Below are 22,795 nucleotides of genomic sequence, written 5' to 3' on the forward strand. Positions count from 1 at the left end.
ATCGTCAGCTGGCGGCGAGGCGCTCCAGCCGGGCTGGATCGATGAGGCGTACGCCACCCGGCACCACGAGGATCATCCTCTCGCGGTCGAGGCGCGTGATGATCCGGCTGACCGTCTCGATCGTCAGGCCGAGATGATCGGCGATGTCCTGCCGCCCCATCGGAAGTTCGAGGGTCACCGAAGCTTGTCCGAGCCGGGCATAGCGCTCGCGTAGACCGACGAGAAAGATGGCCACCTTCTCCTCGGCCGTACGCCGGCTGAGGAGGGTCATCTGGTCCTGCGCAAGTCTGAGTTCGCAGCCGGCGCGCTCATGCAGGCGCTCGAGGAGACTGGGCCGTTCCGCCACCAGGGCCTTGAACGCCGCGCGCTCGAATCGACAGACCCTGACCGGCGAAAGCGCTTCGGCCGTCACCGTGAACCGCTCCGCCAGGGCCAAGCCGAGGAAATCGCCGATGAGCGCGAAGCCCATGACGTGGCGACGCCCGTCGGGCAGGAGCCGGAAGAGGCGCAGCGTGCCTTCGGTGATGTTGTAGACGGCTCCCGCCTCCTCGCCCTGGGCAAACAGGGCCTGCCGCGGCGCCAGCTCGACCACCTGGCTGATGGCTTCGAGACCATCGAGTTCGTCGATCGTCAGCGCCGCACAGACGCTGATCAGACGCACTTTGCAATCGACGCAGCCGCCGGTGGAGCGCCCGTGATGGCAGCCGTCATCGTGGGCAGCGGGGTGTCCCGTCGGGCTCAGCATCTCTGAAGCCTCCGCACTATCGCCACGAGACGTCGATGATAAACGATCGACCGTGGCAGCGGCGAACTAAAATCAATGGTCCGGCTCGCTCAGGCCCGTTCGCGGACGTGATCCATCTGTGGACGCCCCCTGCAGCCAGGCAGCGAAGTCCCGTCCCTTGGTGAAGGGCTCGGCCGCAGGAGCCAGGGCAGTCAGTGCCGTTGCGGTAATGGGGCCGATGCCGGGGATGGTCATCAGCCGACGACTCGTCTCGTCCCCCCAGTCCCGGCGGGCAATCTCCCGTTCGAGTTCGGCGATGCGGTCATCCAAGTCGGCCAGGAGGTCCAGCTACAGCGGACACGAGGTGAGACGGAACTCGCACTCGGATGAACCAGCGTCCGCGACGACATTGGAGATATTGCACCCTCTGCACCCATGGCCTCGCATCTGAACAGCCAAGGTGACACAGCGTCCCAAATTGGTCCGCGATGATCGAGGAAAAAACCAGCTATTTCAGTGGTTTAAGGGTAAATGGCGGAGACGGAGGGATTCGCCGCCACCATTCCTAATGCCCTGAAAATAAACGGCTTCTTCAGGCGCTCAATGCCTACTTCGTAGCAGCGTTTCGGTGCACTCGTCAAACCCGTGATGTGACAGGGAGGCATGCTTGACAAGCGGCAGACCAGGGCCGTGTCGGGTCGATCTTCGTTTTATTGGCACCTCCATTCCTCGATGCGCTCGCGGGCATTGGCCAGCGACTGGAACCACGAGGCGTTCAGGCATTCCGCTCGTAGGCGGCCGTTGAACGACTCGATAGTGGCGTTTTCGGTCGGCTTGCCCGGTCGGGAGAGCCGGAGGCGGGCGCAGAGCGACCAAGTCGATCTCGACCCCGTTCAGGTAAGCCCACTGGCCGAGCATGCGCCCGGTGAACTCCGGCCCATGTCGAACCGCAGGCTTTTCAGTCGACCTCGCAGCCGGAGCGAGGCGTCCAGAGCCTCGGTCACCTGGAAGGCGCGGAAGTTAGCTCTCGGTGTGAGCGAGAGCGCCTCTCGCGTGTGGCAATCGACGACCGTCAGGATCCGGAACAGACGTCCGTCGAAGATGCGGTCGGACATGAAGTCCATCGCCCAGACCTCGTTGGGTCCGCCAATCGCCGGTCGCCCCTGGCGATAGCACCAAGCCCGCTTACGCTTGGGCAGCTTGGACCGGATCGATAGCCCCTCATCCCGGTAGATCCGATACGTGCGCTTGTGATTCACCTCCCAGCCCTCCCGTCGTAGTAGGATATGCAGCCGCCGGTAGCCGTAACGGACTCGCGCGGCAGCCAACTCCTTCAACTGCATCCGCAGCGCGACCTGCGGGTCCGAGCGTTTCCTGTAGCGCTGCGACGAACGGCCGAAGCCGGTAGCCTGGCAGGCCCGACGCTCGCTGATGAATCTAGCCACCGGCAGGTGGCCGGCGACCTCACGGCGAGCGGGGGGGGCCTCACCACTTTTGCTGACGCTGCCCTTCGGGTCGCTTGAGCACATCCTGCAACATGGAGCCGTCCAGCGTCAGATCGGCGACCAGCCGCTTCAGCTTACTGATCTCGTCATCCAATTGCTTGAGCCGGCGAATCTCCGGCACGCACATGCCGACGAATGCTTCTTCCAGCGGTGAAACGTCGGCTCGGACACGCCCATCTCGCCGCACAGACCTCGTCCACCGTGGCGCCATTCTCAGCCTGCCGCAGGGCAAAGGCGATCTGTTCATTCGTGAAGCGTTTGCGGCGCATGGCATCCACCCTCCTTCAGGGTTCAAGATGCCCGAAAAACTTGCGCTCAGCGCGGACCAGTTTGGTGGGTCAAGGCCACAAGGTCACAGTCAGTCAAGAATTCTAACAATCAGGCCATTTCGACAGCAAAAAACACTAGATTTGAGCCAGACGCCCGATAATTAATGTATTTATCTATCACTTCCGGCGCTATTACTTTTTTGATTCAATCTCGCAAAATACACGAGCGAGCTCCGCCAACAAGTATCTGGCACGGGGATCCTTGATTTTATCAAATGCGTCCTTAAAATAGAAATCTTCCAATGGCACCGTAACATCATTAATTTTCTGAACTACAGCAGTAGAACCGCTTTCAGATTGCATATCATAAAAGTAGCTGATGTCGACTCCCAAAGTCTGAGCTATCCGCTGAAGCTTATCTGCGGCAATCTTACTTTGACCGCTCTCATATTTTTGCACCTGTTGAAAGGTTACGCCCAAAGCGTTTCCTAGACTGGCTTGGCTTAGACCGGCCGAACGCCGCAAGGACTTGATGCGAACGCCAATTGCACCTGGGCTTCTATCTTTGTTATCGTCCGACATAGATCCCTGCGTAGTATAACTTTAAGTCGCATTGACGCCAAATTCGGGCAGAAAACGTGGTGTACTGCATTCCGCCTCATTCCAAAAGGCCCCACCGTTGCAAGGGTGATAAGATGCCCTGTCGGGACCAGAAGCAGCGACAGGAATCACTTATGTCCTTGACACAGCAAATTGGTTCACAATAAGCGGCAGCTTTTTGGCCTACCCACGTGAGGTAGCCTGTATCAAATATAGTGAGTGTTAGTTTTTGGATTTTGCCTTGTTTGTGATCCAGGACCAATGCAAACTCTTCGGCTGCGACAGCTTAGTTGGCGAAGGCTTTCGGCGTAAAGCCGCCCGGATTCATAAGAGGTCGATCTTCGTTGTAGTGGCACATACCTTCCTCGATGCGATCACGCGCATCCGCCAGTGACAGGAACCATGGGGCGTTCAGGCACTCCGCCCGGAGGCGGCCGTTGAACCACTCCATTGTTGCCGTGGTCGGTCGGCTTCCCCGGCCGGGAGAGCCGGAGGCGGGCGCAGAGCGACCCATTCGATCGCAACCCCATTCAGGTCGGCCCAAAGGTTGAGCATGCGCCCGGCAAACTCGCTGCCGCAGTCCTTTGGTTCCGTTCCATGATCCACCCGCAGGTTCTTGGGCAGCCCCCGCAGGGCTGACCAAGGCGTCGAGCCCCTCAGTCACTTGGTAGGCGCCGAAGTTGGCTCTCGGTGTGAGTGAGAGCATCTCGCGCCCGTGGCAATCGACCAAGGTCAAGATCCGGAAGAAACGTCCGTCGGAGAACCCGCCCGTCTCCCTGCGCAGTTCCCACACCTCATCGGTGGTCGCTGCACGAGCCGTGTCTCGGAAAGAGCGCGTCTTGCCAGCCTTCAGGAACTCCTTGAATCAGCCATTGTATATCGAGGCGGCGATCCCCTTGCGCCGACAAGGCTTGGCGATGCAGCCAGCGGCCCACGCACGTCTTCAAGCAACGCGCGAATCTTCTCCTCCGACGAGAATCGCTGCCATGTGGTCCGGCGAATATCCTTGCTCAACGCGTCTGCCGGCCTTCTGTCTGGGGCCGGACATCTGCTACGTCTTCGCTCCCTTAGGGAACGATGAAGCAGTCGTCATGCTTTCGCAAAGTTACTCATTTTGTCCCAAAGGTGCCGATGTATGGCAATTTTACCGTATGCAACTCGAGTTTTGGCCAAGACATTTTTCTCTTTATTAATGACAATATTTAATACTACAGTATTGTGCAAATACGCCACGTGCTGGAGATCGCCCCGTTGGCCTACCATGCATATGTCTTATGGCGTACCAATTTCATTATTCTGTCGGCGAGGCCAAGATAAATTTCAGAATTTTCAAGTCATTTGAGCATATAGAGGGAAAATAACTATGATAATATATGACGTTTTCGCTGAAATTACGTTTGGCCGCATTGCTGGACCAAAAACCCAATTTGCGCAAGCGCAAGCGAACCTGCTCTGCCCGACCATGCTGGGAAAAGCATCGCCTGAAGGATAAATCGATGAACTCCCCTTAAGGGAGAGTTAGACAACTCTGATGCGAAAAATTCATCCATTCGGAACTTTTATGCGCCATCCGTTGATCGCGCTGTGATCAACCAGCGCTGCCGTCTGGAGAAAACAATGGCCACTGTCTCAATCCTTACCAATGCCGGCTTCGACGTTCGTGACTTCTTCGTTCCAAACCTAGCCAACGCCGACTTGTCGTTCACAGGGCTCGTCAGCAGCGTCGGGAACCTCCTTCTCGACGGCACCCGAACCGATACGTTCAACGTTCTCACGATCGAGGCGGACGGCCTCACCTACAATTACAATGGCAATTGGGAGATCGAGGCCTCGACCGGCCTGTTGACCGGAACGGTCTCGGCGACGGGCGGGTATGACGGGGTCGAGGTCAAGCTCGGCAACACCGTCCTGGCGACGCTCGACCTGCCGTTCCAGCCGGTCAATCTCGGAACGGAAACCAGCCCCGGCATTCTCGGGAGCGTCGGAACCCTCGTGACGGATCTCGTCGGCGGCACTGTCGACATCCTCCTCGGAACCCTCGATGCAACGGTCTCCCTGGTCGGCCTCAATCTCGACGCCACCCCCGACCTCATCGACATCGTCATCGATGCCGGCGGCACCCAGACCGGCGGCGATGGCGACGACACCCTGCGCGGCGGCATCGGCGGCGATACCCTCGACGGCGGTGCCGGCAACGACACCATGATCGGCGGCCGCGGCGACGATACCTACATCGTCGATTCACCCGGCGACACTGTCGTGGAGGCCCCCGGCCAGGGCGACGACACCGTCCGCTCGTCGGTGACCTACACCCTCCCCGACAACGTCGAGAACCTCGTCCTCACCGGCAGCGGCGGCATCGACGGAACCGGCAACGCCCTCGACAACGGCATCACCGGCAACGACGGGGACAACACCCTCGACGGCGGGGCCGGCAACGACCGCCTCACCGCGCGCGGCGGCGACGACGTCCTCATCGGCGGCGCGGGCGACGACATCATGCGCGGCGGGGCCGGCGATGACGTCTACGTGGTGGATTCCACGGGCGATCAGGTCATCGAGAACGCCGGCGAAGGCAACGACACCGTCCGCTCGTCGGTGACCTATAGCCTCGGGGCCAATGTGGAGAACGTCATCCTCATCGGAACCGGTGCCATCGACGCCACGGGAACCGACGGCGCCAACAGCCTGACCGGCAATGACAGTGCCAACCGCCTCGACGGAGGCGCCGGCGACGATATGCTCTCGGGACGCGGGGGAGATGACACCCTTCTCGGTGGCACCGGCGCGGACACGATGCGCGGGGGCACCGGCGACGACACCTACGTAGTCGACGATGCAGGCGACCAAGTCATCGAACTGGCCGGCGAGGGCACCGATACCGTGCGCTCGTCGATCGACTACACCCTTGGGGCCAATGTCGAGCGCCTCGTGTTGACCGGGACCGGAGATCTCGATGGGACGGGCAACGCCCTGAACAACGCCCTCTTCGGCACCGGCGGGGACAACGTGCTCAATGGCGGTGGCGGGAGCGACATCCTGTTCGGCAAGGGCGGAAACGACACTCTCGATGGCGGAACCGGCAACGACACCCTGCATGGCGGTCTCGGCGACGACACTTACTTCGTCGACAGGGCCGGCGATAAGATCGTTGAACTCCCCGGCGAGGGCAACGACACGGTCTATGCCTCGGTCACCTACGGCCTTTCCGCCAATGTCGAGAATCTCGTCCTGACGGGAACTCGCAACTTCAGCGGTTTCGGCAACGACCTCGACAACAACATCACAGGCAACGACGGCCACAACCGTCTGAGCGGCGGTGCCGGCGACGATGTCATGACGGGCAACGGCGGCAACGACACCCTGCTCGGCGGCAGCGGAGCCGACACCATGCGCGGGGGCACCGGTAACGACACCTACCTCATCGACAATGCCGGGGATCGCGCCATCGAACAGCCGGGCGAGGGCTTCGATACGATCCGCTCGACCGTCAGTCACACGATGGAAACCAATACGGAGAAGATGGTTCTCAGTGGAACCGCGGAGCTCGTTGCCAACGGCAATGCCGGCAACAACGAGATCTTCGGCAACGCCGGCGACACCCGGATCTACGGCGGCGACGGCCGTGACCTCCTCTACGGCCGCGGCGGTGCCGACACCTTCGTGTTCAAGGACGTCACCGACAGCGACGTCGGCATCGGCGGACGCGACATCGTCAAGGACTTCGATTTCGCCGCGGGCGACCGCATCGACCTCAGCGCGATCGATGCGAATTTCGGGCTCGCCGGTGACCAGGGCTTCCAGTTCGTCGGAACCCAGGCGTTCTCGGGCGAGGCCGGCGAGTTGCGGATGAAGTTCGGCGGCGGCAACACCCTCCTGCAGGGTGATACCAACGGCGACGGAGCGGCCGATTTCGCCGTCCTCCTCCAGGGCCACCATGTCCTCGACAGCGGGTCGTTCATCGTCTGACGCTATTCAACGTCATGAAGGGGGCGCCGTTAGGCGGCCCCTTCTTTCTGGAAGTAAAAGATTAGATTTGATTGTGACGGCGGGCAAATGCTTCTGCAGTATCTGTAAGCTGAGCAACCGATTGCGCCTACAAAATTATTTCGACCTTTGACGAGTAGCGTGAGTCAACCCGGTCGTAAGAGCGACCATCAGTGATGGAACAACCATGCCGCCGCTTCCGCCAAATGAGGGCGAGCGCCTCGCGGCACTGCGCGATCTGCGCATCCTCGATTCGGCGCCTGAGGCCCACTTCGATGCCGTGTGTAGCACGGCCGCTGCGTTGTTTAACGTGCCTGTCGCACTCATCACGCTCATCGACAGCGAGCGACAATGGTTCAAGGCCAAGTGTGGGATCGCTGGCGATGGAACGTCACGTGAAATTTCGTTCTGTACCTATGCCATTCTATCAGACGACGTTCTCGTTGTAGAAAATGCAACAATGGACCCACGTTTTGCCCACAGCCCCTTGGTCATGGGTAAGAATGCCATCCGCTTCTACGCCGGCGCTCCCCTTGTTCTTCGATCAGGCATTCGACTTGGCACATTGTGCCTCGTCGACACCAAGCCGCGAAGGTTTTCCAAGTTGCAGGGAACCCAACTTGAAAGCCTCGCTCAGATTGTCGTCGCTCACATCGAACTTCATCACGCGCGAATCGCCGCCGAGGCCACGTTGGACGAGCGTATACGATCGGAGATGCTGATAAGAGCGAGTGAAGAGCGCTATCGGACTGCCCATGAGAAACTCGAGCAGACAGCCGATCTTCTCCGGCTTGCCCAGGAAGCCGCCGGAGCAGGAATTTGGCAGTGGAGCTTCGATGAAGATGTAGTGCAGAACTCTCCTGAGAGTGCCCTCATGCTTGGGTTCCATGGCAAGTCGAGCTCAACACACTGGATCGACATCAGCATCGCGGAATGGGCCGCACGGGTACACCCGGAGGATCTTCCCCTCGTCCAGGCAGCGCACACAGCGGCACTTCGTGACGGGACGACCTACAAGGTCGAATATCGGGTTAGGCGCCCCGATGGCAGCGCCGGGTACCGCTGGCTCATGAGCTTTGGTCGCATCATTCGCCATGAGGTAACGGGCAAGGCGCTGCGCATCGTCGGTCTCGATCTCGATGTCACTGAACGACGCACGACCCAGGACGCTCTCATTCAAAGCGAGAAGCGCCTACGCATGAGCAAGGAGCGTCTTGCCCTCGCCCTCGACAGTGGCAGCGATGGCTTATGGGACTGGAACGTCACCACGGGGCAGGTTTGGTACTCTGACCGCTGGTACACCATGTTTGGCTATGAGCCAGGAGAGCTCGAAGCGCACATCGACACATCCCTCGGGCTCACCCACCCAGACGACCTGAAGCAGACACTGGCACTTATCGCAGAGCATTTCGAGGGGCGGAGCGCCGCGTACGCCTCCGAGCGTCGTATACGAACCAAGTCAGGTGACTACACATGGGTTCTGTCACGGGGCAGAGTGGTCTCGCGGGACGAGCAAGGCGTCCCGCTGCGCATGGTAGGCACGAATATCGACATCTCTGAGCGTAAAGCGTCTGAGCACCACATCTCCTACATGGCTCGCCACGATGCGCTCACGGGCCTGCCCAACCGAACTGTTTTTTACGAGCACTTGGAGCAAAGGCTGGTCGACGTTCGCCGCAGCAGAGGCCAGGCCGCACTGCTGTGCCTTGGCCTCGATCGGTTCAAGTCCATCAACGATACGCTCGGCCACCCTGCGGGGGACCAACTGCTTTGCGAGATCGCCACGCGCTTGAGCGCAAACATTTGCGACGGCGATGTCGTGGCACGGCTTGGCGGCGACGAGTTCGCTCTTATTATCTCGCATGTAGACCACGTGCACCACGTCAGCTCTCTCGCACAGAGTTTGATCGATGCGGTAGGCCAACCGCTCGACCTTGGCGGGGTCCTTGTGACTGTCGGCATCAGCATCGGGATCGCGCTGGCCCCTGCAGATGGCGACATGCCAGAGATCCTGTTCAAGAACGCGGATCTCGCGCTTCATCGCGCCAAGGCGGCAGCGCGCACCAGCTATCGTTTCTACGAAGCCGGTATGGATGCGGCAATCGAGACCCGTATGCAGCTTGAGTTGGAGATGCGTGAGGCCATCCTATGCGGCAGTTTTGCCATGCATTATCAGCCCGTGCTGCGTCTGTCTGACCACAGGATCGTCGGTTTCGAGGCGCTGATGCGTTGGCCTCACCCAACACGTGGAATGATTGCACCCGGCGCGTTCATTCCGTTAGCCGAGGAGACCGGTCTCATCGTGTCGCTCGGTTCCTGGGCGCTCCATGAGGCATGCCGAGAAGCCGCGTCCTGGCCCGGTCATCTACGGATTGCCGTCAACGTTTCCGCCGTTCAGTTTCAGCAGCCAGGGCTTGAAGACAATGTCATATCCGCTCTGACGACCTCAGGTCTCCCGCCTTATCGTCTCGTCCTGGAAATCACCGAGAGCGTCCTCGTCCAAGACGCAGAGGCGGTGATCGCCTGCCTGCGTCGTTTGAAACGCCTCGGCGTTCGCATTGCGCTCGACGACTTTGGTACCGGCTACTCGTCGCTCAGCTATCTGCGCCGCTTCCCGTTCGACAGTATCAAGATCGACCGATCCTTCGTCAACGAGATCGACGACCCGGCTGCCGCGGCGATTGTCCGGGCCGTCGTGGGGATCGCGTCGCAATTTGGAGCAACGGTGACCGCGGAAGGCGTCGAGACCCGTCATCAGCTTGAGCAGGTCGGTTTAGACGGCTGTACTGACATACAAGGTTATCTGGTCAGTCGACCACTACCAGCCGATGAAGCAACAGATTTGTTAGAAGAAGTATCGTTAGATGTCTTCGTATCGAATTTCCAGAAACGTATCGGGCTGACACAAGCATAAATTACAACATATAATTTCGGAACATACCTATGAGCCGCTCGCGTTCCACGGGGCGCCCGGAGATATGAAAAGGATTTATAGCATTCATTCGATATCTGGCGTGGTGAAACTTGCTGTGACCTCCTTACGGAAGTCATATGGCTACCGTTGATCAACACTTTATCGGTATATTCAGCGGAAGCGGATGAACGACAGAGCCTTATAAATAGTCATGCTTGCCGGCCTGGTGAATGGACTTGATAAGGTGCTCGCGCTTGTTTGGGTCAAAGACGCGCACGAAAGCCTCAATAAAATCAAGGCAATTTTGGCGCATTGCCAAATCAACTCTCCGCTCGTCACAGCTGACATCCTGCGTGTCGCGCAGGCCTGGCACGGAAAGACACAGTGTCTCTGCAGTCCAGGATTTCAGTCGAGCGCTCTACGATCTCGAGACTTTGACCTTTGCAACAGGGACGCTCGAGCCTCCTGTGAGCAACGGATCGGCTTCACCGATACGCAGCTTACGACCCCTATCGCCTCCATAATAACAACCTAAAATTGAATAATAATTTCCCCTGTCCTAACCCGTGCGGTAGTAAATTTTCACCGGTATCGCTTTTATAATTTTCTGGGCTTATCGTACTCTCAGGTTGCATGGAAGCGGATCTGTGGGGCACGAGTGGGTACAATCATATCTCGCGAGGCCCAGGTTTCGCAGGTCCTGCTGCAGCAGGCGCTCGACGCGTCCGACGTGATCGGGCGATGGGACTACGATGTTCCGAATGATCGCGTTTATGCTGACGCCCTGGTGGCGCTCGTGTTCAATCTTGACCCCGCTGAAGCAGCGGCCGGCACTTCGCTCAATGCCTTTCGCGCCGGCGTTCATCCGGACGATCGTGAGCGCTTTACCCGCGAGATCAAGCAAAGCACGGAGACAGGCCTGTGCTGCACGTTTGAGTACCGGGTTTGCTCGGCTGACGGTGTCGTCCGCTGGGTCCTCGATCGGGGGCGTATTGCTCTAGACAAGGCAGGACGACCTCAGCGTGGAAGCGGCGTGTTGATCGATATCACTCAATCGCGTCTTGGCAACCAAGATGAGAGTTCTCATCTGACGTGTCAGGCCCAGCACCCGTTAGAACGCGCTGCCGAGCATTGCCTTGCTGCCAGAAAAGCCATCCATGAGCTTCCTGAACCCCTCCTCCATAGGATGAGCGATATGCTATTATTGGAGGTTGGGCGGGCCCTCGCGAAGCTGTCGGATCGCAGGCGATACAGCGAGATGAACTAGAAGCCCATTTAAGTAATACGCTCGACGACAGGTTGTGAGGCTGATTCATTGGGCTGCTGGCCAATGTGCTTCGCTTCTCGGATGGGAATCAGGGCAGGCCACTGCCGCCAGGGCGCATGGAGCACTTCGGCCACAATACGGTGTGGGAGGCGCTCTATCTCTCTGCCATCCTATTGCGGTGACGCATACGGAGGATTCACCTTTGCGGTGAGGTATGCGTGTCTGAGGGGATGGCTCAGACTGTCTGTGTTCTCCTTGACGAAGCCGCCCGGGCGCGGCGGACGAGCATCATCGGCGACCGCTGGCGTCCGTTCAAGCACATCCAGCGTGCCCGGATCGTGCTGTTCTCTGCCGAGCGCCTGTCGGTGGTGGAAGCGGCGCGGCGGGCCGCCGCCAGCCGCCCGGCGGTCTGGCGCTGGCAGCAGCACTTTGCCGAGGAAGGCGTCGAGGGCCTACTGCATGACAAGACCCGCCCGGCAAGGAACCGCTGTCGGCGCGCACCGTCGCCGTGGTATTGGCCCTGACCTGCTCCGAGCCACCGGGCGAGGTCACGCATTGGGCAGGTCGCGCCGTAGCCGAATAGGTCGGCATCTCGCTGCGGTCCGTGCAACGCATCTGGGAGGCCCACCGCCTACAACCACACCGCGTGCGCACCTTCAGGCGCTCGAACGATGCCGCCTTAACCGAAAAGGTCGAGGACATCGTCGGCCTCTACATGGACCCGCCACATCACGCGGTCGTGCTCTCCATCGACGAGAAGTCCCAGATCCAGGCGCTGGAGCGCACATGACCCGCCCCGCCGCTCGGCTCAGGGCGCCCCACCGCCCAGACCCACGGTTACACCCGCCACGGCACCACCACACTGCTTGCCGCGCTCGACGTCCTGGAAGGAACCGTGCTCGGCCGCTGCATGCAGCGCCATCGCAACGGTGAGTTCATCCGCTTCCTGAACACCGTCGAGGCCGCCGTCCCGGCTGGCAAGACGGTTCATGCCATCCTCAACAACTATGCGGCCCACAAGCACCCGAAGGTCCGCGCCTGGCTCGCGCGCCATCCGCGCTGGACCTTTCACTTTACCCCGACCTCAGCCTCCTGGCTCAATGCCGTCGAGGGCTTCTTCTCCGCCCTTTCGCGCCGCCGGCTGCGGCGCGGCACCTTCACCGGCATCGTCGATCTGCAAGCCGCCATCAAACGCTACATCGCCGCGCACAACCAGCGGGCAAGGCCCTTCCAATGGACAAAACCCGCCGACGCCATCCTCAGCGCTCTCAAACGCCTCCCTGCACCATCTGTCTGAGTCAGCGCACTAGACAACGATGCCAAGGTATGCGGCAACTGCCTTGAAGTGCTTGATTGTGTTTAAGAAGCGTTCGACGAGGTAGCGGTTGCACATGGGGCGGACGTTGGCCAACGCGCCCTGTTTCGCCAGACGGTCTCGCCGTTCGTCGCTGTCGTAGGCCCGGTCGCCGAGGAGGGTCTGACCCGGACCGAGCGCGCCGAGCATATCGTCCGAGGAGCGGCCGTCATGAGTTTGACCCTTGGTCAGTTTGAGTGCGATGGGGCGGCCCACGGCATCGACCGGGACATGGATCGTGGTGGTCAGGCCGCTGCGCGAGCAACCCATACGACGGGATCGGGGGCGATGCGGCGCACACTTTTAACGGGCGAGAACACGAGCAGCCTCCTTTGTCGTGTCGACGGCCCATGAGACCTCGTTGATAGATTCCGAGATCGCCAGCACGCTCCGTGAAATGTCTCGAACGGCTTCGGCCGCCCCTTGCATGCTCCGTGACATCTCACGCGTTACAACGCTCTGCTCCTCAACCGCAGCGGCTGTGCTGACCACGTAGTCGCGCATGGTCTCGACCGATCCCTGGATCGTTCCAAGCGTCCCGGCGACCTGTTCCGACGCTGTTTGTACGCTGTCGATCTCGCTGGAAATTTGGCTCGTGGCACGGGCCGCCTGAGCGGCGAGGTTCTTGACTTCCTGCGCGACCACCGCAAAACCGCGTCCAGCTTCGCCAGCCCTCGCCGCCTCAATGCTCGCGTTAAGGGCCAGCAGATTGATCTGACTGGCGATAGCATGGATCAGGGCCACGATGCCGCTCATCGCCGTGGCGGCTGCCGTGAGCTTCTGGGTGACCGCACCCGCTGCCTCCACCTGCGCATGTGCATCGTCCGTTGCGATCCGTGCCTTGCTCATGCTGTGTGAGATTTCGTCGACGGAGGCGGCCAGTTCTTCGGAGGCGGCAGCCATGGTCTGTACGTTGTTGGCTGTAATTCCCGCAGCCTCCGTGGCGGACCTCGACTCCTGCGAGGAGATCGAAATGGCCCCGTCTATCTCTGCAAAATTCTGTTCGATCAGGCGCTTGAGGTTAGCCAGCAAAACGACTTGCGCCGTAATGTCGATGGCGAACTTCACCACCTTGTAGGGCCGGCCGCTCGCATCAAAGATGGGATTATAGGAAGCTTCAATCCAAACCACGCGACCGTCCTTGCCGATGCGGTTGAACTGCCCCTTCTGGTACTCGCCCTGGCGCAGCTTGCCCCAGAACGCCGCATAACCAGGACTGTCGCCGAAAGCTGGATCGACGAATATCCTGTGATGCTGACCGACGATTTCGGGGAGCGTGTAACCAACAACCGACAGGAAGTTTTGATTGGCCTCGATAATGGTCCCATCTAGATTGAAGGCGATGACTGCTTGCGCCTTCTGGATAGCCTCGATCTGCCCTTTGCAATCCGCATCGAGTTGCTTCTGATGCGTAATGTCGGCCGAGAATTTGATGATCTTGTAGGGCTTGCCCCGACGGTCGAAAATCGGGTTGTAGGACGCCTCGATCCAGACCTCGCGGCCATCCTTACCGATGCGCTTGAATTGCCCGGCCTGGAACTCGCCGGCCCGCAGCTTCTCCCAAAACTCACTGTATGCGCGACTATCCCGCACGGCCGGCTCGACAAACCCTCGGTGGTGCTGTCCAACGACCTCCCCTGCGCTGAAACCGAGCACGGAAAGGAAATTCTCGTTGGCGCGAACCACCGTTCCATAAAGATCGAATTCGATCACCCCCTGGGACCGTTCAAGCGCCGCTATCTTGGCACAATCTTCCGTCCTCGGATGAAGGGGGCGACTGAAAAGCATTCTCAAATACTTTCGGGATTTCTTGCGTGACGCCGGCGCGTCGCGCCCACAACCTACGCTCCAGCTCTGACTGAATACTCGAACAACAGATCACCACCATCACGCCGCACCCGTTAACAATGGCTTTAATTCCTTCCATAACTCAACTGAGATGCGATTTTTTGGTCCTTCGTGTGGATTGGCCCGCGACCATGAGCCTATGAGGTATGCCAACCACGAGCAGCACCCAGGCCTTGGATCATCCGCTGCCAGTCAACTTCGAGGCTCCGCCCAAGCCCGCCATCATGCCCACCATAAGGCGGATCGAGGCTGAAGCGGCGCTGCTGGTGCTGTGCGAAGCCGACACCTCCTTACAATCAGCCGTTCTCCCACGGGCTGCCGGCTCGATGTCGGCGGCGGTTGATCAACCGCTCCGATCCAGTCCTGAACGGTCTCGGCAACGCACTCCGGCCCGTTGTCCGAGGGGATATAACCGGGCAACCCCGCGGAGGCTGAACAGGTCCGAAGGCACGTCGATCACGTACAGCGCCTCAAGCTTACGAGCGATCCGGATCGCGGTCGGCGGCACCGGCTTGATGACCGTCCATTCTACATCCGTCAGATCATATCAAGCCATTGGCAACTCCTTCCAAGGAGAAAAAGATCCGAGCAGGTTCGTCCCGATCCAAAAATCGTCATGGTTTCACGGCCTAGCGTGTGTCCACACTACTCGCATGGTCGCCCGCGAGGGAAGAAATCGCCTAAAGGTTGAGCCGCGGACAAAAATGAGGCGAGTTTTAACCTGTATGCAATGATCTTGATCGAATGTTGTAAGGGAAAGCAACGAGCGAACTCGTGCTACATTCGCGCCATTAGAGCTAGCGTGCCCCTGCTTCCGAAAACTGAGAAAGGCTATCCGGCCGTTGATACTCATTTCCGGAGGCCAAAACAGGTGGGACATGAACACGATGGGTATTCTGCTCGCTCCAAACAGCAGGTTAGGCAACTTGCGTTAACAGATGACTGGGAATGAATTTTATATTTTTCTAGCAATCATCTTTCGCTCCGCCTTTGATCGGGAAAATGTTTAGAATTGTACAAATAATATGATTGTCTCGCGGAGGTGAATGATGATTGATAAACTCAAGGATAAGTGGGGAACTACTTTCGAGTCCGGGGCCATTTTTCTGACCGAACATACGATGGTACCTGTGCTCGTCTGTAGCCGCAGTGAGTTGAGCGTGCGACTGGTTCTGCTGGACGCAGACGTAGTTCCAGATATATTTTTATTGAAGCTTCCGAGTTTGAAAACCTTGCGGGTTTGCAAGACTGCTTTGCGAACGTCCGAAGTCATTGAGGCTTGGTACGACGGCGAAATATAGAAACGGCGTCAAATTTCGACAGTTAGCGACACAAAGTCAAAAGCGCGACGAATAGGCTGCAGTATGCTTCGAACGTTCGGCATTGACCGCTAGCGGACACATCATCGTGCCGAATTGGGCATCCCTTCCACTTACGTTGATTGCGTATCGTGCGATTGTATCGTACGCCGGTTATGAACGGTGATATTTCACGAATTGGGAATGGCCTCAAATTTTCGTCATATCAATGACTTAAGAGGCAGAAAAATATTGCTATTGCACCAGAGCTGCACCATTGCAGCGTGTCCCGTCTACGGAGACATCGGCGGTCCCAATCTGGATCCCCAATGTCGCCAGCAGTGCGTCGAGGATGGCATCGATGCTAGGCGCGGCTAACATAAGCACCGAGCCGATCAGTTGCTGCAGGTTGAGAATACCACCTAATGGGAGACCATTCACATCGAGATACAGACTCGAAAAAAGTGAGCGAGATAAAGACGACGTCAGCTTGTCCGAGGAGACGGTTTTTATTCGTCCGGATGTGATGTCTGCATCGCCAAAATTAACACTGCGGGTGGTCTGTCCCAATTCAAATTTTGAGGAAGCTCGCACCTCGAGGAGCGGGGCGCGCAGGATGACCGCTGGCGTTAGTGGAGGACGTGGTCCTTCAGGATCGAGATACGATAAGGGCGTCTCTCCAAGGGAAAGGTAGGCAGCGCCTGTTGTCACGTCCAACGTGACCGACCTCTGATCCTGCGAGTTCCAGGGGCATGTGAGCTTTGCCAGTTTCGCTGTCGCGCGCCCGACTTCCACATAAATTGGAACTTTCAATTCTCCAAGCCCAAGAGGAGCCGCGAGGGAGACCTCTACGAGAGCACGAACCTGCGATGTCGAGAGCGTGGTGCCGGGTAGAACAAAGCCTGACGTACGCCGAGCCTCGCCAACTCGAAACGTAACCTTAGACTTAAGCAAGCCCGGTATGTTAACACCCAAGTCGGCGCTTATTTGGTTCGTCCCATTGGCGAGAACCGCCCCCGCACTCAGCATGCCAAGCGCCCCGACAGTCAGTGGCGAGCCAGGAGATGTTAGGGGTTGTTGTGCCAGGTCTCCGACTGATAGCAGGTTTCCGAGCTTCACGCGCTCGGTTCCGCCTTTCCCTGCGGCAAGACGACTCAGAATTTGTGCGGCCTCGAACCCGCCGGGTGTCGCACGAGCGGTATCGGCTAAAGCGAGAGCCAACTCGCCGACGGTGACCGAACCGTCTAGTACATCTTTGTAGGTTGCGGCCTGAATATGGCCCCGAGTGGCTGCGTTCTTCAGGAAAGTGAGCGCATCGATCTTTAGACCGGCTAGGGCATGGTAATCGAGAACGGACAAGGATACGGACGTTCCTAAAATGCTTGACAGGAGGGCGTTGCCGATTCCCCCATCTAGGGCGGCGGCGCGAGAGCCAATGCTGAAGGCAGCGAGTTCGGCCCGTATAGCCGTTGCGCTTGCCGTCATCTCCATGGATCCAGGCCCGCCGATCAGGTGAGAGAAGCTGGTGATGATCGACGAATTGGCCGTAACCCGGGTCGCATTCGGGGAGGCCCCCCCCTCCGAGAACCGGGCCTCGGGACTGATGCTGCGGTCTGCCGTGTACGTCCCAGGCGTCACCGTAAGTTTTGACGGAACGCTGAAGCCATTGTCGATCATGGCGAGGGTGGCAGCACCGACCTTATCTTTGGCGCCCGTAGCGGCCAGGGCAGCTAAGTCCACGGCGGACTGAAGCTTACGCTTGTGGTTGAAGGCAACGCCGAAATCGATGCCGAGACCGCAAAAGCCAAGCAGCGCGAAAATCGCGAGGCCAACGAGGGGAGCAATCGCACCGCTGCGGTCAGATCGTAATGCCTTTAGCATGGTCCGCTTCACAGACCTCCCCGGCGAATACTAGCTGTCCTCATCAATGTTGTTGGCAAGGGGACGAACGTTGGTACGATCTTGAGTAGGTTCGCACTCATGTCGTAGCGGAGGGTGACCGTGAAGAGATCGGGATTTCCCGCATCCGCCCCGACATTCACCGTCAGTGAATCGGGATCGATCAAGGGATTGTCGGAGATTCTACGCTTGATGGTCGCTAATGCTACAGCGGACCGCTCGCTGACATCCATGCCCGCTACAGACGCTCGTGCAGATTGGGAGGCGGCTTCCTGTAGGCTATGAGCGATTCCCAGGAACCACCCAAAACCAACGATTCCAAACAGCAAAACCATGAGGATCGGTACGAGGAGAGCGAACTCGACGGCCGCGGCTCCTTCCTCGGCGACTTGAAAACGTCTCAGTGAGAAACGACTGTTCCTAGCCATTTTTCCTCAATCTTCGAGAGAGCGACCAATCCTGAGGATGGGGCTTCAGGCGATAAGGTCACCGAGAGCGCCCGCTGGGAGCGACAGACAGCGCGGTTGCACTTATCAACTTACATGAGAAATATGCCGCTACAAGCTACGGCCGATCAAAAAGATTCGCGATTTTGAGGAGCCACAGTGCGGCGTGGGGTATTTGACGGCGCACTCAAATATGAATTATTTTTATGGAAAATAATTACCTTTTTATAAACTATGCTTGTGCTGGAACCCATGTTTTATTTGTCTGATTTTATGAGCGTCATATCTAATAAATGAATATAAAATACTTCTCTAATAATATAATATTCTATTTTTGGCATAATTGTCAGCTTCAATAATCATAAGCTTGCTTAGATAAATGTATTTGCAGGGTTAAGGCCGTAATTTTGAAGTAAGCATTATTAGATGAGGTGGGGCGAGTGAGAGGCTTGGTGGGTATTTTATGCTGGTTCTCGTGAGGGCGACGGCATGGTGGTGACCATGGGTAGTCGAAGAGCCAGAATCGGGAAAATTACAGGCACGGGCGGTCGGCGGCCCAACGAGGAATGCGGTCGGATGCGGGTGTCGATGATCTGCCAGATCTCCCTCACGATCTGCGCATTCTTCAGCGAGCAGACGATGTCTCGGCGTAGGCTTTCGTCCGTCAGCTTGCCGTTGGCCCCCCCCATTCTCCCATGCTGAGCCTGGGACGAGGTGCTGGATCTGTAAGCCGGTTTTGGCGAACAATTTTCGTCAGGCCTTCGCGATCCTCCTTCGGCGTGGTCCTTCGGTTATCCGATCATCCCGCCGGAAGTATCGACGAAAGACTGCCGCGGAACGGGACATTGGCTCAGCCCCAGCAGATCGCCGCCTGACGCACTGTCGGAATGACGACCGCGGCCGTCACCGGAGGCGTACCCGGAAACTCTTCAAGATGCGGGCTGACCGCTTGCCGTCGCGCCAAGCGGACATCAACATCGTTCATTCGGAGGCAGTAGCAGGTCGATCTGCTCACTTGCGCAGTGGGCGACGTAGCCCTCTCACATCGGGCCTGTCGTCGAGCCTATGAGCCCCGTGCCGAGGCTGCCTATTCGGCCAACTTGACGAAGTTCGCCACGACACCCGACACTTCAGCGCCTCTTCGAGCCGTCGCCGTAAGGCGAATTCGGTAACGTGCGCCGTCCAGTCCGTCGATCGTTCTCTCGCTCGTCTGTCTTTCGACCATCACTCTATAGGCTTCATCCGGCAACCACACCAACGAGAACGGAGCCGAGAAATTACTCAACAAACGTCCATGATCGCTTGGCACTATGTTGAATATATCCGCGGCGGCCCGTGTGAAAAGGCGAATCCGTAAGCTTTTGTCGAGGAATACACTTGCGAGCTCAGTGCTCTCAAACAGAGCCTCATGATCGTCGCTCATCTGATCCATGAGGTCAATTTTCAAGTTCAGTTCTGTATTGACCGTGTGAAGCTCTTCGTTAATTGACTGGACTTCTTCCTTGGAAGCCTCCAACTCCTCGTTTGCCGATTGTGCTTCTTCGTTGACAGAATGCATTTCTTCGTTTGACGATTTCAGCTCTTCAAGAGAGGTCTCATACTCTTCAACGATCGCCAGCATACGCTCGCGCGCATCAGTCAGTTCACGCTCCAGCCGAGCGATTTCCTCGCTCTGCTCGCCGTTCATCTGCGCGCGCCGGAGGGTCGGATCGATGGGGGACGCCGCATCGTCGAAAACAACGAGAAACAGTGGCTCCGCTTCGGCTGTCATCGCAAGCGGCTTGACGATCAGAGATAGCTTTCGGATACGACCATCCGGCATGGTATATTCAAGATCATCTCGAACTGCCAACCGGTTCCCCTCGATGGCCTCACTGAGGACCATGCGAAGTTCCAGGCGCAGTCCGCGACGAGCCATCGCGGCTAAATCCTGCGTCGGTTGGCCTGAGGCGATCTCCAGATAGTCACCGATCCGAGGGGAGTAATGCACGGCTTCGCCTGAGCGCGTCACAACCGCATGCGGTGGACTGAACGTGATGAGTATCTCTGCCTCTACCACCTGCCGCAGCGTCGCGTGCGTCGTCCCGCTTCGGCGCCGGCCTTCACCAGCCGCAAGGATACCAGTCCTGTCAGGGTCGAGCATGGACGGCAAACGCACCGGTCGGATCGTGTTACGGGCCTGAAAAATTCGGTGCTTCTTCTCAACGGTGGCGAATAGATTTTCGAAGCGCGTGACGTTTTCAGCCATGCCGATGAACAGATACCCGGATGGGCGCAAGGCATAGTGAAGGATAGGTAGAACCTGCTCCTGGGCGGCAAGGCCGAGGTAGATCAGCAGGTTACGGCAGGAGACGAGGTCGAGGCGCGAGAACGGTGGATCGCGCAGCACGCTGTGGGGCGAGAATGTGCACATGTCCCGCAGCTTCTTACTGATGACGACGCTCTCCGCCTCCGAGACGAAATGGCGAGCAATACGCTCTGGCGAGACGGCATCGAGGTAGGCCCGCGGGTAGCGGCCAAATCGGGCGACGGTAAGCGAGCGTTCGTCGATATCGGTGGCGAAAATCTGGATACGTGGTGGGTTGGGCAACGTATCGGCGTGCTCACGCAAGAGTATGGCGATGGAATAGACCTCTTCGCCGGTCGAGCAGGCGGGCACCCAGACCCGTACCGTATCGTCGGGGCCACGTCCCTCGAATAGCAGAGGGATCACCAGGGCGGAGAGCGCGTCGAAAGCGGCAGCGTCGCGGAAGAACTTCGTCACGCCAATGAGCAGGTCCCGGAAAAGGGCGGCGACCTCCGCAGAGTTTGCGCGCAGCAGTTCGAGGTAGGCCTGTGGCCCGGCCGAGCCGCTGACGCTGATGCGCCGGGACAGGCGGCGGAGAAACGTGCTGGGTTTGTAGCCCGCGAAATCATGCCCAACCTGTCGGCGCAGGATGGCGTAGATGTCTGCGAGCAAATCCTCGGAAACAGTGGCATCCGCCGAATCGCCGTTGTCGAAACCGCTTAGTGAAGGCTCCCGGTCACCGAGATAACTTTCAGCAATCCGGGCGCCCATTTCGCTGGCCCGTAATCCGAAATCGATGTAGCCGGTCCGCATCGCGCTGAAAGGCATGTCCGGCGTTTCGGGGCCGTCTTCGTCTCCGACCTGAGCTAGAGTGAGGCCTCCGTGCTCCCGGATCGCTTTGACTCCGATTGCGCCGTCGCCATCACCGCCCGACAGAATGACGCCCACCACCCGCTCCCCCTGGTCGAGCGCGAGTTTGGTAAAAAAGATATCGACTGGTTTCGTCTCGCGGGTTCCAGGAGGGAGTGGCGTCGTGATGAGCCGAGCGTCTTGGATGCCGAGAGTGACGCCGGGGGGCATGACGTAAACGTGACGAGGCTGAACCAACACGCCGTCGATAATGTTCTCGACCTTCAAAGCCGTGAATCGCGCCAAGACTTCGGTCAGCAGGCTTTCACGCTCGGGGTTGAGGTGCGTCACGACGATTACAGCCGCATCGAGGCTCTGCGGAAACCCATTGAAAAAGGCTCTCATAGCCTCGATGCCGCCAGCGGATGCTCCAATACCGATGATCGGGAACCGATCCTGTGTGGTCATCGCCTATCCTAACCCCGCTACGTGTCGCCTCAAGGGACACAAAGGGCTTGGCGGATCAACCCCACGAAATCGAGGATGTTGATGACGTTCCTGCCAACTAAGCCAAACTAATTTTGCCGTTCGATTTCCCTTTTCACGAAATCCAGGCAACGCTCGCGAGCGTCGGTATCTTTCAGTTTGACAAAATTTCGAAGCATCTCCGTTGTCTGGGCGAGATTTTTTAACTCGGAAGCATTCAATGAGCCAATGGACGGCGAGGGTTGCGTCTTCGAAAAGAAAGTGGTGAGCGGTACGTCAAGTGTCTGGGCGATACGGGCCAGTATTTGAGTGCCGTGACGATCCATTGGATCTTCATCAAAATCCTGAGCCATCCCATTTTTCCGTTCCGCGATGATCAATGCAGGATCATTTGGGCCGCCTTCGGTCCAACCGCCGCAGCGATGCGTCCCCCCACATCATGTAACATGCTGCCTAGCAAGGCCTGTGTCTGAACATCATCCTCATCTATGGCGAGTTCGTAAGCCTGGATCAGGCAGCGGACGAGCTTCTCCGACGGGGGCTGGTTGGTGTGATGATCACACGGCTCAATCTCAGGCCGGTTTATCATTGCGCGCGTCTGCTCTTGCGATCTCTGTACGATTTCACGCGACGCCAGGATTGTCCGCCGCGCCTCCTCGGCCGCTGCGCGCAACGCCCGAGCCGTCTCGAGGGCGCGATCTCCTGTATTGGCATCACTCATTTTTCGTCCCGACCGAAATTTTTAGCGAACCTTCCAGTGTCTACGAAGCGACCTAGACACCTTCGTAGACTGCGCTGAGAAAAAGCATGACGCAAATTAATTCCCGGCGAGTGCCGTGGTTTGCGCTCATGTGGTAGCCGAGGTGGGACGCTTGTGCACTGACTCAGAGCCCGTCCGATAAGAGGCTGAGGCAGGGTTGAGTGGCCGGGATGGCTGGCCTGCTGCTGGTTCCGTGGACACGATCCTAAGCTAATTGGGCCTGTTTTTCGAACTCGATTGGGCTGACGTAGCCGAGGGTCGAGTGTCGGCGGGCCGGATTGTAGAAGCGTTCGATGTAGTCG

12 protein-coding genes and 7 pseudogenes are annotated in these 22,795 nt (G+C 58.4%); 4 read left to right on the forward strand and 15 right to left on the reverse strand.

The annotated features are described in order from the left end of the window. Nucleotides 1-4 precede the first annotated feature (4 nt). The 6 genes and pseudogenes from FV220_RS04170 to FV220_RS25965 all read right to left on the reverse strand — a co-directional run. Entirely contained in the window at nt 5-745 is a 741-nt protein-coding gene (locus FV220_RS04170) for a cyclic nucleotide-binding domain-containing protein (RefSeq protein ID WP_056146132.1), read from the reverse strand. 132 nt (nt 746-877) lie between these two features. Next, nucleotides 878-1,045: pseudogene (locus FV220_RS04175) on the reverse strand (transposase); the annotation flags it as partial. Nucleotides 1,046-1,437: 392 nt separating this feature from the next. Further along, nucleotides 1,438-2,498, reverse strand: a pseudogene (locus tag FV220_RS04180) (IS3 family transposase); the annotation flags it as partial. A 192-nt stretch (nt 2,499-2,690) separates the two neighbouring features. Continuing rightward, nucleotides 2,691-3,080: a helix-turn-helix transcriptional regulator gene (locus FV220_RS04185; protein ID WP_082494110.1), complete on the reverse strand. Its 390-nt coding sequence runs from the start codon at nt 3,078-3,080 to the stop codon at nt 2,691-2,693. A 304-nt stretch (nt 3,081-3,384) separates the two neighbouring features. After that, a pseudogene (locus FV220_RS04190) lies at nt 3,385-3,855 on the reverse strand (integrase core domain-containing protein); the annotation flags it as partial. A gap of 9 nt (nt 3,856-3,864) precedes the next feature. Further along, nucleotides 3,865-4,184, reverse strand: a pseudogene (locus FV220_RS25965) (hypothetical protein); the annotation flags it as partial. 531 nt (nt 4,185-4,715) lie between these two features. Here FV220_RS25965 and FV220_RS04195 point away from each other — a divergent pair. The 4 genes and pseudogenes from FV220_RS04195 (at nt 4,716) to FV220_RS04210 (ending at nt 12,563) form a co-directional block, all read left to right on the forward strand. Next, nucleotides 4,716-7,067, forward strand: a complete 2,352-nt coding sequence (locus tag FV220_RS04195) for a calcium-binding protein (RefSeq protein ID WP_147829847.1) — start codon at nt 4,716-4,718, stop codon at nt 7,065-7,067. A 205-nt stretch (nt 7,068-7,272) separates the two neighbouring features. Continuing rightward, complete coding sequence (locus tag FV220_RS04200) at nt 7,273-9,999, forward strand: EAL domain-containing protein (RefSeq protein WP_056161203.1); 2,727 nt, start codon at nt 7,273-7,275, stop codon at nt 9,997-9,999. Nucleotides 10,000-10,657: 658 nt separating this feature from the next. Next, nucleotides 10,658-11,266 (forward strand): PAS domain-containing protein, encoded by a 609-nt coding sequence (locus tag FV220_RS04205; protein WP_051439860.1) that lies wholly within the window; start codon nt 10,658-10,660, stop codon nt 11,264-11,266. Nucleotides 11,267-11,496: 230 nt separating this feature from the next. Next, a pseudogene (locus FV220_RS04210) lies at nt 11,497-12,563 on the forward strand (IS630 family transposase). A gap of 33 nt (nt 12,564-12,596) precedes the next feature. Here FV220_RS04210 and FV220_RS04215 read toward each other — a convergent pair. The 9 genes and pseudogenes from FV220_RS04215 to FV220_RS26465 form a co-directional block, all read right to left on the reverse strand. Further along, nucleotides 12,597-12,890: pseudogene (locus FV220_RS04215) on the reverse strand (transposase); the annotation flags it as partial. Between the two features lie 33 nt (nt 12,891-12,923). Further along, the gene (locus FV220_RS04220) at nt 12,924-14,408 is read right to left on the reverse strand and encodes a PAS domain-containing methyl-accepting chemotaxis protein (RefSeq protein WP_056161207.1); all 1,485 of its coding nucleotides are present in this window, start codon (nt 14,406-14,408) and stop codon (nt 12,924-12,926) included. 405 nt (nt 14,409-14,813) lie between these two features. Further along, nucleotides 14,814-14,964: pseudogene (locus tag FV220_RS04225) on the reverse strand (IS3 family transposase); the annotation flags it as partial. Nucleotides 14,965-16,021: 1,057 nt separating this feature from the next. Then, entirely contained in the window at nt 16,022-17,647 is a 1,626-nt protein-coding gene (locus FV220_RS04230; RefSeq protein WP_082494148.1) for a pilus assembly protein TadG-related protein, read from the reverse strand. Between the two features lie 8 nt (nt 17,648-17,655). Continuing rightward, complete coding sequence (locus FV220_RS04235) at nt 17,656-18,093, reverse strand: TadE/TadG family type IV pilus assembly protein (protein ID WP_056161208.1); 438 nt, start codon at nt 18,091-18,093, stop codon at nt 17,656-17,658. Between the two features lie 1,105 nt (nt 18,094-19,198). Further along, entirely contained in the window at nt 19,199-21,715 is a 2,517-nt protein-coding gene (locus tag FV220_RS04240; RefSeq protein WP_018044635.1) for a CheR family methyltransferase, read from the reverse strand. Between the two features lie 107 nt (nt 21,716-21,822). Continuing rightward, nucleotides 21,823-22,086, reverse strand: coding sequence for a hypothetical protein (locus tag FV220_RS04245; RefSeq protein ID WP_147829849.1), 264 nt, complete (start codon nt 22,084-22,086; stop codon nt 21,823-21,825). A gap of 23 nt (nt 22,087-22,109) precedes the next feature. Continuing rightward, nucleotides 22,110-22,454: a hypothetical protein gene (locus FV220_RS04250; RefSeq protein WP_018044634.1), complete on the reverse strand. Its 345-nt coding sequence runs from the start codon at nt 22,452-22,454 to the stop codon at nt 22,110-22,112. 244 nt (nt 22,455-22,698) lie between these two features. Beyond that, a partial coding sequence (locus FV220_RS26465; protein WP_348642059.1) for an IS3 family transposase occupies nt 22,699-22,795 on the reverse strand: 97 nt, incomplete at its 5' end.

Origin of the sequence: Methylobacterium sp. WL19 (assembly GCF_008040005.1) — a bacterium.
Taxonomy (GTDB): Bacteria; Pseudomonadota; Alphaproteobacteria; order Rhizobiales; family Beijerinckiaceae; genus Methylobacterium; species Methylobacterium bullatum.

Excerpts from the sequence above, each read along its gene's own strand:
- FV220_RS04170 (WP_056146132.1), bottom strand. The coding sequence starts at position 745 with ATGCTGAGCCCGACGGGACACCCCGCTGCCCACGATGACGGCTGCCAT.
- FV220_RS04185 (WP_082494110.1), bottom strand. The coding sequence starts at position 3,080 with ATGTCGGACGATAACAAAGATAGAAGCCCAGGTGCAATTGGCGTTCGC.
- FV220_RS04195 (WP_147829847.1), top strand. The coding sequence starts at position 4,716 with ATGGCCACTGTCTCAATCCTTACCAATGCCGGCTTCGACGTTCGTGAC.
- FV220_RS04200 (WP_056161203.1), top strand. The coding sequence starts at position 7,273 with ATGCCGCCGCTTCCGCCAAATGAGGGCGAGCGCCTCGCGGCACTGCGC.
- FV220_RS04220 (WP_056161207.1), bottom strand. The coding sequence starts at position 14,408 with ATGCTTTTCAGTCGCCCCCTTCATCCGAGGACGGAAGATTGTGCCAAG.
- FV220_RS04230 (WP_082494148.1), bottom strand. The coding sequence starts at position 17,647 with ATGCTAAAGGCATTACGATCTGACCGCAGCGGTGCGATTGCTCCCCTC.
- FV220_RS04235 (WP_056161208.1), bottom strand. The coding sequence starts at position 18,093 with ATGGCTAGGAACAGTCGTTTCTCACTGAGACGTTTTCAAGTCGCCGAG.
- FV220_RS04240 (WP_018044635.1), bottom strand. The coding sequence starts at position 21,715 with ATGACCACACAGGATCGGTTCCCGATCATCGGTATTGGAGCATCCGCT.
- FV220_RS04245 (WP_147829849.1), bottom strand. The coding sequence starts at position 22,086 with ATGGCTCAGGATTTTGATGAAGATCCAATGGATCGTCACGGCACTCAA.
- FV220_RS04250 (WP_018044634.1), bottom strand. The coding sequence starts at position 22,454 with ATGAGTGATGCCAATACAGGAGATCGCGCCCTCGAGACGGCTCGGGCG.